Below are 11,798 nucleotides of genomic sequence, written 5' to 3'. Positions count from 1 at the left end.
GCACTTAAAGTGCCACTTCTCGCTAAAAAAATAAACCCCGCGGGGATTATGCTTTCAAAAGTTTTGCAATGTGCGCTTTTAACACGTCAATGGCGATACGGTTTTTACCGCCACGAGGCACAATGATGTCCGCATATTGTTTAGAAGGCTCAATGAACTGCATAAACATCGGGCGAACCGTTTTCTGATATTGCTTCAAAACGGAATCCATCGTACGACCACGCTCTTCCACATCACGCTTCACGCGGCGCAGCAAACAGATATCAAGCGGCGTGTCCATAAAGACCGTCGCATGCATCAAATCGCGCAGACGCGGGTCCGTCAGGAGAAGAATGCCTTCAAGGATGATGACTTTCTTTGGGGTTAACGTGGTGGTTTTATCTAAGCGGGTATGCTCAGTGTAACTGTACTCAGGGACTTCCACCGCTTCACCGCGGATCAACTGTTCTAGATGGTCACAAAGCAAGTCATGGTCTAGCGCACTTGGGTGGTCATAATTGGTTTTTACACGCTCTTCCATGCTAAGGTGGCTTTGATCGTTGTAGTAGCTATCTTCCGTAATCACACCAATTTGATGATCGCCCACCTTCTCACGCAACTCACGGTAAATCGTACTTGCGATTAAACTTTTCCCAGAAGCAGACGCGCCAGCAATACCGACGATCACACATTGATTATTCTCAGACATTATTCTTGCACTCGATGTTTGAATTGGTGTCATATTCACTAATATTAGCAAGTGTGCAAATAGACGCATGCATATCAGTGTAAATTGGTTAAACCGCCTGATTATAGGGAGAAGCGCGGTTTGTTGCTAGTCACACTTCGCAACAAAACCGCATTTGAAGGGAGAAAAACGCAAGCAATCGATTACACCGAGTGAGGGTTACTCGACCATGGTGAATTGGATTGCCGCAGGGCGCTCTTCACCTTGCCAATACATGCGCGCAGTGATCGCTTCGGCAAGGGTAAGGTAGATTTGACTGTGCTCTGAGTTTGGCCTTGCCGCCACCGTAGGCACGCCTTGATCGATGTCTTCACGCATCGCAATATGCAGCGGCACTTGAGCGAGCAGATCCAAACCATATTCTTGCGCCATTTTCTCTGCGCCGCCTGCGCCAAAGATGTGCTCACGCTCACCGCAATGAGAACAGATATGGTAACTCATGTTCTCGACCAAGCCGACAACTGGCACCTCTACTTTATTGAACATCGCCGCGCCTTTACGTGCATCGGCGAGCGCCAAATCTTGCGGTGTGGTGACAATCAAAGCACTGGTGACGGGGATTTGCTGCGCCAGCGTCAGTTGAATATCCCCCGTACCCGGCGGCATATCGACCACTAAATAGTCCAAATCTGGCCATTCGGTCTCATTCAACAGCTGAGCTAACGCCTTAGAGGCCATCGGCCCACGCCAAATCGCGGCTTCGTCTTTGGAGACCAGATAACCGATAGATTGCGTCACGATGCCGTGCGCCTTGATAGGTTGCATCCACTTGTTGTCTCTCACTTGTGGCTTAGCGTCTTGCTGACCAATCATCATCGGCACTGATGGCCCATAAATATCCGCATCCAACAAACCGACGTTGGCACCTGTCGCGGCGAGCGCCAACGCCAAGTTGACCGACGTTGTCGATTTTCCCACACCGCCTTTGGCTGAGGTTACGGCAAGGATATTTTTCACGCCTTTCACTTCCGCGCTCACATGAGTGCTGAGCGGTTTCACATCGATTTGGATAGAATACGGGAAACGCTGTATTTGACCGCGCTCTATCTGACCTTCAATCCAAGTATTGAGTTCACTAGGCAAAGAGCGCGAAGAAAACGGCAGTCGAATCTGACATTGGTCGGCGGCGACATGAACGAGATGTGGCGTTGAGGCCCAATCGGCCACAAGCTGTGGATGTTGAAACTGATTAAGCCAGTCGCATAGCGCTTGCTTGGAAGTAAACTGCTGCATGAATGCTCCTTGTTATAAGACCCACTGAACTGGCGGAGGGCGCGCAGAAAACACACGCTCCTTGTACAGAAGGATAGCACCGCACATGCTATCACTCCCGAGGTCCTGACTGAACCCTGAAAAAACTGGGTGTTTGAGCAACTAGATACCTTGGAGTCACTGGTGGGATAAGGTAGTATTACCGTCTATTTTTTTCCTACTCCTTAAGAAGCGAATATTAAGTATGGCAAACGATCCAAGAACCCTTGATCCAAGGAAACTGCTGGTAACTTGTGCCCTTCCGTACGCTAACGGTTCGATTCACCTAGGTCACATGCTTGAGCACATTCAAGCCGATATCTGGGTACGCTACCAACGCCTACGTGGCAACACTGTAAACTTCATCTGTGCTGACGATGCTCACGGCACGCCAATCATGCTAAAAGCACAACAGATGGGGATGACACCAGAAGAGATGATCGCTGCCGTAAGTGAAGAGCACCAAAAAGACTTCGCTGGCTTCGATATTAGCTTTGATAACTACCACAGCACACACTCAGAAGAGAACCGTGAGCTAGCGTCACACATCTACTTAGAGCTAAAGAAAAACGGCTTTATTTCTAGCCGTACCATTTCTCAACTGTTTGACCCTGAGAAAGAGATGTTCCTTCCGGACCGTTTCGTAAAAGGGACCTGTCCGAAGTGTAAATCCGAAGACCAGTACGGTGATAACTGTGACAACTGTGGTGAAACCTACAGCCCAACGGAACTGATTGCTCCTAAATCAGCGGTCTCTGGCGCGACGCCCATCATGAAAGATTCTGAGCACTTCTTCTTCGACTTGCCTCAGTTCGAAAGCATGCTGAAAGAGTGGACACGTTCTGGTTCTCTTCAAGCTGAAACCGCCAACAAGATGCAAGAGTGGTTTGAGTCAGGCCTGCAACAGTGGGATATCTCACGCGATGCCCCTTACTTTGGCTTCGAGATCCCAGGTGAAAAGGACAAGTTCTTTTATGTTTGGCTAGATGCGCCAATTGGCTACATGGGCTCGTTCAAAAACCTGTGTGACAAGCGTGATGATCTCGACTTCGACGAGTACTGGAAAAAAGACAGCACAACAGAGCTTTACCACTTTATCGGTAAAGACATTGTTTACTTCCACTCTCTGTTTTGGCCAGCGATGCTTGAAGGCAGCGGTTTCCGCAAGCCAGACAACGTATTCGTCCACGGCTATGTAACGGTTAACGGCGCGAAGATGTCTAAGTCTAAAGGGACCTTCATCAAAGCAGCTACTTACCTAGATCACCTAGATCCAGAGTGTCTACGTTACTACTACGCGGCGAAGCTCAACAGCCGCATCGATGACCTCGACCTCAACCTTGACGACTTCACTCAGCGCGTGAACGCTGACGTCGTGAACAAGATTGTTAACCTAGCATCACGTAACGCAGGCTTCATCAGCAAGCGCTTTGACGGCAAGCTTTCAGCACAGTTTGCAGAGCCAGAACTATACAACGAGTTCGCGGCAGCGGCTTCTCGCATCGCAGAGCTTTATGAGAGCCGTGAATTTGGTCGCGCAATCCGCGAAATCACGGCCCTTGCTGACAAAGCAAACCAATACGTCGATGAGAAAGCGCCGTGGGTGATTGCGAAAGAAGAAGGTAAAGACCAAGAGCTGCAAGACATCTGCTCTGTGGGTATCAACCTATTCCGCGTATTGATGACGTACCTAAAACCTGTGATGCCTGCGCTCGCTGCACGCACTGAAGCCTTCCTAAACGAAGAGCTGACGTGGGAAGGGGTCGCGTCACCGCTGACCGATCACGAAATCACTAAGTTCAAAGCGCTGTTCAATCGCATTGATCCGAAGAAAGTGGAAGCGATGGTGGAAGCGTCTAAAGAAGATGCGGCAGCCGAAGTGGCAGCGAAGGAAGCAGCAGAAGCGGCGAAGCACCAAGCGAGCCAAACTGAGCTGGATAAAGATCCTATCGCCGATGAGATTGAATTTGATGCATTCGCCGCCGTGGACATGCGTATCGCTCGTATCATCTCTTGCGAAGAAGTGCCAAAAGCCAACAAGCTGCTCAAGTTCCAGCTCGATATCGGCGGTGAAACTCGTCAAGTCTTCTCTGGTATTAAGTCTGCTTACAAACCCGAAGAGCTTGAAGGCAAACTCACCGTGATGGTTGCGAACCTTAAGCCGCGTAAGATGAAATTTGGTATGTCGGAAGGCATGATCCTAGCAGCAGGCCCTGGTGGCAGCGAGCTATGGATTCTTGAGCCTCATGAAGGCGCACAGCCAGGTATGCGCGTGATGTAATCACCAGGCTCGTATCACTCATCCCCGCGTGACACCGTCCGCGGGGATTTTTTGTGCCCTCAATCACAATATTAGGGCTTACTTTGCACCAAAACCGTTCAACCCCTTCGCCCTACAGAATGTAACCCACTGTATTTAAACAACTTATAAGTTGGCACTGTTCCTGCTCTACCCACTTAGTAGTAGGCGAGTACAAGGAGTACGTTATGTTTGTGTTGATCTCAGTGGTTCTATCGATAGCCGTATTGGCTGTCATGCTTTACTTCTCTAAAAAGCGTCAAAGCACTTTAGAGCGCAAGTTTGAAACACTGGTCTTGCTGCGACAGGTGATGTTGCTTAGCCGCAAACATCGTAGCGCGACCCACTTAGCGTTAACCAAGGAGGTGACGGATAGTGAGCTGGAAGAGATTGAAGCGCTCTACGATCAAATGGTCGATATCACCAATGGCTTGGTGGCCAACGCGCCCTTTGACAACAAACCCATGTACCGAATTTTCCAATTAAAACTCAAAGGCATGCATAAAGAGTGGCAAGACAGAACCGTGATTCGCAACCAAGTCATCCACGGTAAAACCATTCGTCACTGCATGTTCTTGATGGATGAAGTCGCGATTGCATGGTTGATTGAGTCTGAGCGTGAAGATCTCAGTGATGAGTACCACATGAACTGGCAACAAATCCTCGACAGTATGGAAGTGCTGACTCAACTGCGTTTGTGCATTCCAGAAATCGATACTATTGATGGTCGCTTGCGCGTTAAATACTATTGTGACAAAACGCGTCGTAAACTTAACCAACTGTCGATCATCAGTCCATTGAGTGTTGCCTCGCCAGCCAGCAGTGCCGCGATGCGTGACCTGACTGAAATCGCCATTAGCGAGGAGCTAGATTGGACAGAAGAAGCCTTGTATGAACTGACCAGTGACGTGTCTGCGGTCATCTCGCAAGTCTATGACCAAGTGTTATCGGACATGACGGAAACACTCTATCTGCCACTTCCTCGAGTAGCGATAGCGTGAACGGCTAACGATACACGTTTTAGCAAAATCTATGGTTGCCAATCTATTTTAAATAAATAAAACGGCCAGGTGATAAGACCTGGCCGTTTTCATCATTGTTTGCTCAACGCGAATATGCGCTAAAGAACTCTGATACTTAGAGCATTTTTACTTAGAGCATTGTTTAGAGCATTTTGCGCGCCGCTTCGACGACAACTTTAATCGAGCGTGCTTCGGTTTCTTTTAGCGTAGAGTGATCAGGGATCTCTTTTTGAGTTCGGTTGATGATGACACCCGCCACACAACCTGCTTTTAGGCCAGAGCTTGCACACATCGTCAATAAGGTCGCTGACTCCATCTCGAAGTTCAGTACGCCCATATCTTGCCACTCTTTCATCGAGCCTTGGAAACGTTTCACCACGCGACCTGAGAAGGTATCGTAACGCTCTTGACCAGGGTAGAAGGTATCACTGGAAGCCGTGACACCCATGTGAACCGTTGCACCTGTCTCTTCTACCGCCGCTTTCATCGCTGTTGCCACATCAAAATCAGCCACCGCTGGGAACTCCATAGGCGCGAAATGCAGACTGGCACCATCGAGACGCACAGAGCCGGTTGAAACAATCATATCGCCAACATTCACATGCGGTTGGATTGCACCAGTGGTACCAACACGTAGGAAGGTACGCACACCACACTGCGCTAACTCTTCAACCGCAATAGAAGTCGATGGGCCACCAATACCGGTTGAACACACAACAACAGGCTTGCCCTCTAATTCAGCGCGGTACAGCGTGTATTCACGGTGACTGGCGAGAAAGACGGGATTATCCATCTCTTCAGCAATTTTTTGCACACGTGCAGGATCGCCAGGGATGATCGCGAGTGTCGCACCAGCAAGATCATCTTTCGTAACACCAAGGTGGAAAACAGCTTGAGACATAGGGGAGGCTCCTTATAGTGACAGGCTCATCGAATGGGTGGCGGCCTGTTCTTACATTTGTTTAGGTACCCGGCTACTCTAACCAAGTCAGCAGCAATATAGAGTGACTTAGATCACACATAATAGAGCAACAAAACATTCAATTTCACAATAAACCGTTTTGCATCACACTTTAATGCGCAATATCGTCAATTTTGCACATAAAACCGCCGTTTGATCTCACGTTTTCTCATCGCTACGGCCATCACCCCGAGGTCGACAGCGATGCCTCCGAGAGCGAAATAAACGGCGAGACGTAAATTAAACCGGATGCTTAAAGCAGTCGTTGATGGTTTTACCGATCGCGCGTAATACATCTCTTCTCGTGATGATCCCAACCAATCGACCATTATCAATGACAGGGTAGACCTTAGGTTTACCGACCTTCATCATATCCGCTAACTCGATAATAGAGGTCTCAGGAGTCACTGAAAGTACCTCCTTGCTCATACAGTCCGATACGATATGGGTATCTTGGCAGTAGTAACTCACCTTGATGAGCTTATCCAACAGGTCTTGGCCCGAGAGAAAACCAATCACTTTTTTGCTCTCGTCAATCACGGGCCCACCGAGATAATTTGAGTTCATCACCTTTTCAAGCGCCGCACTCAACGACATATTGGGGGTAAATGTCACCGCTTGTAACGTCATATAGTCTCTGACCTTTAATGATTCCATCTGCGTCTCCTTGTCCGTGCTCTGGGCGGGTCATACTATATATTGTCGTCTAATTTCTTGATTTCACAAATGGCGCTGCGCATTTTTCCACCGACCCTCAACTTAATGACTAAACTGTAATTAGTGATAGCGATGGAGAGGTATGAGCCCGTGAACTCAACGTTGACTGAATTGATGAAAGTGAACCCCGCGTTGATGCATACGGTGTTTGCCTCTTTGCCTGAGCCGACCTTTTTAATCAGCAAAACGGGCGTCTATGTGGAGGCGTGGGGTGGACGCGATACGACGCATCACCATGAACCAAGAGTCATTGCCGGGCTGGACCAGTACCAAGTACTTCCAGCTGACAAAGCGCTGTTCTTTGCCAAAAAGCAGCGCCGGGGTACGATTCATCAAATCAATCAGTGGTAGAGCAAGGCATCAACTAAGGTTGTTGCCAGCGCTGTGCGGCTTGCGCATCGGACTCACGCGATTCCACCCAACGCGTATCGGTTTTCGTGCGCTCTTTTTTCCAAAACGGCGCTTGTGTCTTGAGGTAGTCCATCACAAATTCGCACGCTTCAAACGCGGCTTTGCGATGCGCACTCGTTACGCCGACAAACACAATTTGATCGCCAATATCAAGATCGCCAACACGATGAATCACACGCACACAATCCAGCGGCCAACGCGCCAATGCGCTGTCGCCAATCTTTTGCAGCGATGACTCCGTCATTCCTGGATAATGTTCAAGGGTAAGACCGGTCACTTGGTCGCCCAAGTTCATGTCCCTAACCTTGCCGACAAAGGTCACCACTGCGCCAATACTGGCGCCCTTCGCCAACTGACCATACTCCTCACCGACATCAAAATCATCCGCTTGAACAGAGATACGAACCGTCATCGTTAGCCCCCAGTCACTGGTGGGAAAAAGGCCACTTCATCGCCATCTTTCAGCGGATGGGTAAGCGGGACAATCGCTTGATTCACCGCTGCGAGCAGTTTACCCGCTTCAAGTGCGAGAGACCATTTGCCCTCTTGCTGCGCAAGATGCGCACGCAATGACTCCACGGTGTCAAATTGGTCAGGGAGCGTTAATGTATCAACGCCAACCAACTCGCGCGTCTGCGCAAAAAACAATACGTTAATCATAATCCACCTTGAAATGCCCGGATTTTCCGCCCGTTTTCTCCAAAAGCCGCACCGAACCGATCACTATGTCTTTTTGAACCGCTTTACACATGTCGTAGATGGTCAGCGCCGCCACTGAAGCCGCGGTCAATGCTTCCATCTCCACACCGGTCTTACCGGCGAGCTTGCACACCGACTCGATGCGCACCTGACTCTTTTCGGTCAGCGCTTCCAACTGTACTTCCACTTTGGACAGGAGCAGCGGGTGGCATAACGGAATCAAGTCCCAAGTTTTTTTCGCGGCTTGAATACCGGCAATACGAGCGGTGGCAAACACGTCACCTTTGTGATGCTCTCCAGAGAGAATCAGTTGCAGCGTCTCTGGCGCCATGTGAACAAAAGCTTCAGCGCGCGCCTCGCGCACTGTGTCTGCTTTGCTCGACACATCGACCATATTCGCTTCACCCGAAGCATTGATGTGAGTCAGTTCACTCATGCGATCCCCTTATACTGATAAGTGAGGCATAAAGTTACAAGGACGATGGCTGGCATCCAACTGCTGCTTGATGATCTTAGTCCAGCCTGTGCGACACGCGCCTGTCGAACCCGGCATGGCAAAAATCACGGTGTGATTGGCAAAGCCAGCAATGGCGCGAGACTGAATCGTTGAAGTGCCGATTTCTTCAAAAGAGACCATGCGAAATAGCTCGCCAAACCCTTCCACTTCTTTGTCAAATAAAGGCTTCAGTGCTTCAGGCGTACTATCGCGAGAAGTAAACCCCGTACCACCGGTGATCATCACCGCTTGGATTGACTCATCCGCAATCCACTGAGAGACGATGGCACGAATCTTATACATGTCATCAATCACAATTTGCTTATCAACCACTTGGTGTCCTGCCTCTTGAGCTTGCTCGACCAAGTAGCGTCCCGAGGTATCGTTTTCTTCGTTACGGGTATCCGACACGGTTAACACCGCGATTGTCGCCGGTTGAAATTTGCTTTCTGCGTGACCCATTTGTTCACCTTTCACATAATTTACGTTGTTTTTTTTCCATCACGAGTGTCCCCCCGTGATCACAATTTCGCTTTCGTCATTCTGACGTGACTATCCACCGATAGAGGCTAAATGAGGTGTAGCACCTGAGTTGCCATCATGAAGAAAGTGACTGACGGATTTGGTTTGAAGTGCTTGCTGAATACGCGACGTCAGCGCCGCTTGTTGGCCATCACTTTGGAGCAAATCTCGCAGATCCACCCCCTCTTCGCCAAACAGACATAAGTGCAATTTACCAATTGCCGAGACTCGTAGACGATTGCAACTTTGGCAAAAATCCTTCTCGTAAGGCATGATCAAACCAATTTCACCTTGGTAATCTGGGTGAATAAACACCTGAGCGGGGCCATCGTTACTGGCTCGAGCCTTGAGCAGCCAGCCGTTGGCGATAAGCTGATTGCGAATCGCCACACCGGAGACATGATGTCGTTGAAACAGCTCATCCATCTCACCCGTTTTCATCAATTCAATGAAACGTAACTGGATTGGCCGGTCTTTTATCCAAGCGAGAAACGCCGGCAGTTCTTGCGCATTGAGATCTTTCATCAACACAACGTTCACTTTGACCTGCGAATACCCCACTTCAAACGCTTTATCAATGCCCGCCATGACTTGGGTAAACTTGTTCTCACCGGTGATCTGGTGGAACATGCGCGAGTCAAGGCTATCGACGCTAACGTTAATGTGAGTTAACCCGGCTTGCTTCCACTGTTCAACCTGCTTCTCCATCCGGTAGCCATTAGTGGTAGTGGCGACTTTCTTGATGCCCGGCGTACTTGAGACGGTATGAATGATATCCGTGAAGTCTTTACGTAAGCTGGGCTCTCCGCCTGTGATGCGCACCTTGTTAGTGCCGCACTCGGCGAACGCATTGACGACCCGTTGGATCTTTTCTATCGATAAAAAAGACGAGCTGCGACGCCCCGCAGATTGATAACCATCAGGCAAGCAGTAGGTACATTTGAAGTTACAGACATCTGTAACAGAGAGACGCAAGTAGTAAAACTTGCGTTGAAAACTATCTTCGAATTGTTGCGCCACGAAACACCTTTCCAAACACGGGAGGCATGACCATTTCCAATCAAGCCCTTGTGACCTTATGTCACTGGCTTAGCGCGCTTATTCTCTTGTTGAAAACTTAGCCCGATAAGCTCGGAGTTATGGCAACTGATTCCGTTTTGAACCAGCAGCTAAGCGATAAAATACTTAAAATTTGTGGGCCTTTCTACCTTTGGCGTAAAAAAACCGAATCTCGCGCCCAAAATACCCACTATTGAGTACTTGCGGCGCCTCGATTACTCTACATTGTAGTCCATAGTGATAATAACAATGACACACACATGACGTTATACAATACAAAAAAAGTGGTCGCAGTTGGCGGCGGTCACGGTCTAGGGCGCATGTTGGCGGCTCTAAAAGATTTCGGTAGTAACGCCACGGGGATCGTGGCGACGACAGATAACGGTGGCTCAACTGGGCGTATTCGCCACTGCCAAGGCGGCATTGCCTGGGGCGACACTCGTAACTGTATCAACCAATTGATCACCGAACCCTCCATCAGCTCAATGATGTTCGAATATCGCTTCAAAGGCGCGGGAGAGCTCGATGGTCATAACCTTGGCAATCTAATGCTCACGGCACTGGATAACCTGTCCGTGCGCCCACTAGAGGCGACCAATCTCATTCGCAATATGCTTAAAGTGGATGTCAATATCATCCCCATGTCTGAGCACCCCTCTGACTTGAAAGCCCTTGCACCTAACGGACGCTGGGTCACCGGTGAAACCAGTGTCGATGAAATGCCAGATAAGTTGATTCGTTTAGACTTAGAGCCTGAGGTACCGGCGACGAAAGAGGGCGTCCTCGCTATTGAACAGGCGGATGCAATCATACTTGGCCCTGGCAGTTTTCTGACCAGTATTATGCCCCCGTTGCTGCTGCCTGAATTAAGCAAAGCCATCGCGCTCAATCGCAAAGCGACACTGATTTTCGTCGAAAACTTATCCAAGGAGCATGGTCCTGCGGGGAAAATGTCCTTAAAGGAAAAACTCGAATGGTGTGAACGCGCATGCCAAGGGCGTAGGATTGATGTGGTGCTCGGTGATACGCCTCACCCTGAGCTCAGCGAGTGGAACTGTGTGACGACGCCCCTTGCCTCACCCAATCGCGACTGGCGTCACGACCGGGTGAAATTACAGCGCGCCATTGAACATTTAGTTGACCAATAACGAGTGGTAACTTTGCTTGGTCTCGTGCAACAAAGTAATCATGGCATGCTTTGATTGCTCTACGTCCAACTCCGCCCCGGTTTTGGCTTTGGTATCTATTTGCGTAGAGAGATGACACAGGGCATCGGCGCCAAAACTGGCGGCGCTACTTTTCAACGCGTGGCTGATCTCTTTAAGGTACTCTAACACGTCCGTTGCACCGTCATCGGAGAGATGCTCAATGTAACTGCTCAGTTCCCCTAAAAAGATGTCTAATAGCACGGGGACGTTCTCTTGGCCGATTTCATCGGCCAACTTATCGACTTTAGCCTGATTCAAAACAGGTTCCATTAGCTTTCCTTAGCGTTCCACGCTTGTAATTTTCGATAGAGCGTTGACGGGCTGACATCCAAATACCCTGCGGCTTTCGGGATATTGCCATCACATGCGGCGATCGCCTGCTCAATGGCGTTTTTCTCAGTCAACCATAACGGAAAAATCTCATGC

At 49.4% G+C, this 11,798-nt stretch carries 15 protein-coding genes and 1 riboswitch; of the genes, 4 read left to right on the top strand and 11 right to left on the bottom strand.

All coding sequences use genetic code 11. The features are described 5' to 3' along the window. Nucleotides 1–46: 46 nt before the first annotated feature. Nucleotides 47–688: a uridine kinase gene (gene udk, locus AC6R0S_RS04990; RefSeq protein WP_334552711.1), complete on the bottom strand. Its 642-nt coding sequence runs from the start codon at nucleotides 686–688 to the stop codon at nucleotides 47–49. Between the two features lie 198 nt (nucleotides 689–886). After that, nucleotides 887–1,960 carry an iron-sulfur cluster carrier protein ApbC gene (apbC, locus tag AC6R0S_RS04985; RefSeq protein WP_500637358.1) on the bottom strand — a complete coding sequence of 358 codons (1,074 nt, stop codon included), beginning with the start codon at nucleotides 1,958–1,960 and terminating at the stop codon, nucleotides 887–889. Nucleotides 1,961–2,183: 223 nt separating this feature from the next. Here apbC and metG point away from each other — a divergent pair, with 223 nt between their 5' ends. Both metG and AC6R0S_RS04975 read left to right on the top strand, forming a co-directional pair. After that, nucleotides 2,184–4,259: a methionine--tRNA ligase gene (metG, locus tag AC6R0S_RS04980; protein ID WP_500637357.1), complete on the top strand. Its 2,076-nt coding sequence runs from the start codon at nucleotides 2,184–2,186 to the stop codon at nucleotides 4,257–4,259. A gap of 206 nt (nucleotides 4,260–4,465) precedes the next feature. Next, nucleotides 4,466–5,278 (top strand): hypothetical protein, encoded by an 813-nt coding sequence (locus AC6R0S_RS04975; protein WP_334552717.1) that lies wholly within the window; start codon nucleotides 4,466–4,468, stop codon nucleotides 5,276–5,278. A gap of 163 nt (nucleotides 5,279–5,441) precedes the next feature. Here AC6R0S_RS04975 and udp read toward each other — a convergent pair whose 3' ends face one another. Then, nucleotides 5,442–6,200, bottom strand: coding sequence for a uridine phosphorylase (gene udp, locus AC6R0S_RS04970; protein ID WP_334552719.1), 759 nt, complete (start codon nucleotides 6,198–6,200; stop codon nucleotides 5,442–5,444). Nucleotides 6,201–6,500: 300 nt separating this feature from the next. Then, nucleotides 6,501–6,917 carry a CBS domain-containing protein gene (locus AC6R0S_RS04965; protein WP_334552721.1) on the bottom strand — a complete coding sequence of 139 codons (417 nt, stop codon included), beginning with the start codon at nucleotides 6,915–6,917 and terminating at the stop codon, nucleotides 6,501–6,503. 150 nt (nucleotides 6,918–7,067) lie between these two features. On the opposite strand from AC6R0S_RS04965, the gene AC6R0S_RS04960 reads away from it, so the two are divergent. Then, nucleotides 7,068–7,328, top strand: a complete 261-nt coding sequence (locus tag AC6R0S_RS04960; RefSeq protein ID WP_500637356.1) for a hypothetical protein — start codon at nucleotides 7,068–7,070, stop codon at nucleotides 7,326–7,328. Between the two features lie 13 nt (nucleotides 7,329–7,341). On the opposite strand, the gene moaE is transcribed toward AC6R0S_RS04960, so the two are convergent. From moaE to moaA, 5 genes are all read right to left on the bottom strand, one after another. Continuing rightward, complete coding sequence (moaE, locus tag AC6R0S_RS04955; protein ID WP_500637355.1) at nucleotides 7,342–7,800, bottom strand: molybdopterin synthase catalytic subunit MoaE; 459 nt, start codon at nucleotides 7,798–7,800, stop codon at nucleotides 7,342–7,344. A 2-nt stretch (nucleotides 7,801–7,802) separates the two neighbouring features. Continuing rightward, nucleotides 7,803–8,048 carry a molybdopterin synthase sulfur carrier subunit gene (gene moaD / locus AC6R0S_RS04950; RefSeq protein WP_334552725.1) on the bottom strand — a complete coding sequence of 82 codons (246 nt, stop codon included), beginning with the start codon at nucleotides 8,046–8,048 and terminating at the stop codon, nucleotides 7,803–7,805. Continuing rightward, the gene (gene moaC / locus AC6R0S_RS04945; protein ID WP_334552727.1) at nucleotides 8,041–8,523 is read right to left on the bottom strand and encodes a cyclic pyranopterin monophosphate synthase MoaC; all 483 of its coding nucleotides are present in this window, start codon (nucleotides 8,521–8,523) and stop codon (nucleotides 8,041–8,043) included. The genes moaD and moaC overlap by 8 nt, the downstream gene beginning before the upstream one ends. Before the next feature lie 9 nt (nucleotides 8,524–8,532). Further along, nucleotides 8,533–9,045, bottom strand: a complete 513-nt coding sequence (moaB, locus tag AC6R0S_RS04940) for a molybdenum cofactor biosynthesis protein B (RefSeq protein WP_487903400.1) — start codon at nucleotides 9,043–9,045, stop codon at nucleotides 8,533–8,535. A 90-nt stretch (nucleotides 9,046–9,135) separates the two neighbouring features. Beyond that, complete coding sequence (gene moaA, locus AC6R0S_RS04935) at nucleotides 9,136–10,125, bottom strand: GTP 3',8-cyclase MoaA (protein WP_500637354.1); 990 nt, start codon at nucleotides 10,123–10,125, stop codon at nucleotides 9,136–9,138. Beyond that, a riboswitch (molybdenum cofactor riboswitch) is annotated at nucleotides 10,114–10,254 on the bottom strand. It overlaps the preceding gene by 12 nt. A gap of 170 nt (nucleotides 10,255–10,424) precedes the next feature. Between moaA and yvcK the strand changes: the two genes are divergently transcribed. Continuing rightward, nucleotides 10,425–11,312 (top strand): uridine diphosphate-N-acetylglucosamine-binding protein YvcK, encoded by an 888-nt coding sequence (gene yvcK, locus AC6R0S_RS04930; RefSeq protein WP_500637353.1) that lies wholly within the window; start codon nucleotides 10,425–10,427, stop codon nucleotides 11,310–11,312. Here the strand turns inward: yvcK and luxU are convergent. Both luxU and AC6R0S_RS04920 read right to left on the bottom strand, forming a co-directional pair. Further along, on the bottom strand, nucleotides 11,298–11,642 hold the full coding sequence (gene luxU / locus AC6R0S_RS04925; protein WP_500632941.1) for a quorum-sensing phosphorelay protein LuxU: 345 nt from the start codon (nucleotides 11,640–11,642) through the stop codon (nucleotides 11,298–11,300). The two genes, yvcK and luxU, sit on opposite strands and share 15 nt — an antisense overlap. After that, nucleotides 11,642–11,776, bottom strand: coding sequence for a helix-turn-helix domain-containing protein (locus tag AC6R0S_RS04920; protein ID WP_500637374.1), 135 nt, complete (start codon nucleotides 11,774–11,776; stop codon nucleotides 11,642–11,644). Before AC6R0S_RS04920 ends, luxU begins: the two co-directional genes overlap by 1 nt. Nucleotides 11,777–11,798 lie beyond the last annotated feature (22 nt).

The organism is Vibrio sp. R15-SG3-ISO1B, assembly GCF_059833835.1.
Note: the sequence above shows the minus strand (reverse complement) of the source record. Positions and strands in the feature narration are given on the sequence as shown.

Excerpts from the sequence above, each read along its gene's own strand:
- udk (WP_334552711.1), bottom strand. The coding sequence starts at position 688 with ATGTCTGAGAATAATCAATGTGTGATCGTCGGTATTGCTGGCGCGTCT.
- apbC (WP_500637358.1), bottom strand. The coding sequence starts at position 1,960 with ATGCAGCAGTTTACTTCCAAGCAAGCGCTATGCGACTGGCTTAATCAG.
- metG (WP_500637357.1), top strand. The coding sequence starts at position 2,184 with ATGGCAAACGATCCAAGAACCCTTGATCCAAGGAAACTGCTGGTAACT.
- AC6R0S_RS04975 (WP_334552717.1), top strand. The coding sequence starts at position 4,466 with ATGTTTGTGTTGATCTCAGTGGTTCTATCGATAGCCGTATTGGCTGTC.
- udp (WP_334552719.1), bottom strand. The coding sequence starts at position 6,200 with ATGTCTCAAGCTGTTTTCCACCTTGGTGTTACGAAAGATGATCTTGCT.
- AC6R0S_RS04965 (WP_334552721.1), bottom strand. The coding sequence starts at position 6,917 with ATGGAATCATTAAAGGTCAGAGACTATATGACGTTACAAGCGGTGACA.
- moaE (WP_500637355.1), bottom strand. The coding sequence starts at position 7,800 with ATGACGGTTCGTATCTCTGTTCAAGCGGATGATTTTGATGTCGGTGAG.
- moaD (WP_334552725.1), bottom strand. The coding sequence starts at position 8,048 with ATGATTAACGTATTGTTTTTTGCGCAGACGCGCGAGTTGGTTGGCGTT.
- moaC (WP_334552727.1), bottom strand. The coding sequence starts at position 8,523 with ATGAGTGAACTGACTCACATCAATGCTTCGGGTGAAGCGAATATGGTC.
- moaB (WP_487903400.1), bottom strand. The coding sequence starts at position 9,045 with ATGGGTCACGCAGAAAGCAAATTTCAACCGGCGACAATCGCGGTGTTA.
- yvcK (WP_500637353.1), top strand. The coding sequence starts at position 10,425 with ATGACGTTATACAATACAAAAAAAGTGGTCGCAGTTGGCGGCGGTCAC.
- luxU (WP_500632941.1), bottom strand. The coding sequence starts at position 11,642 with ATGGAACCTGTTTTGAATCAGGCTAAAGTCGATAAGTTGGCCGATGAA.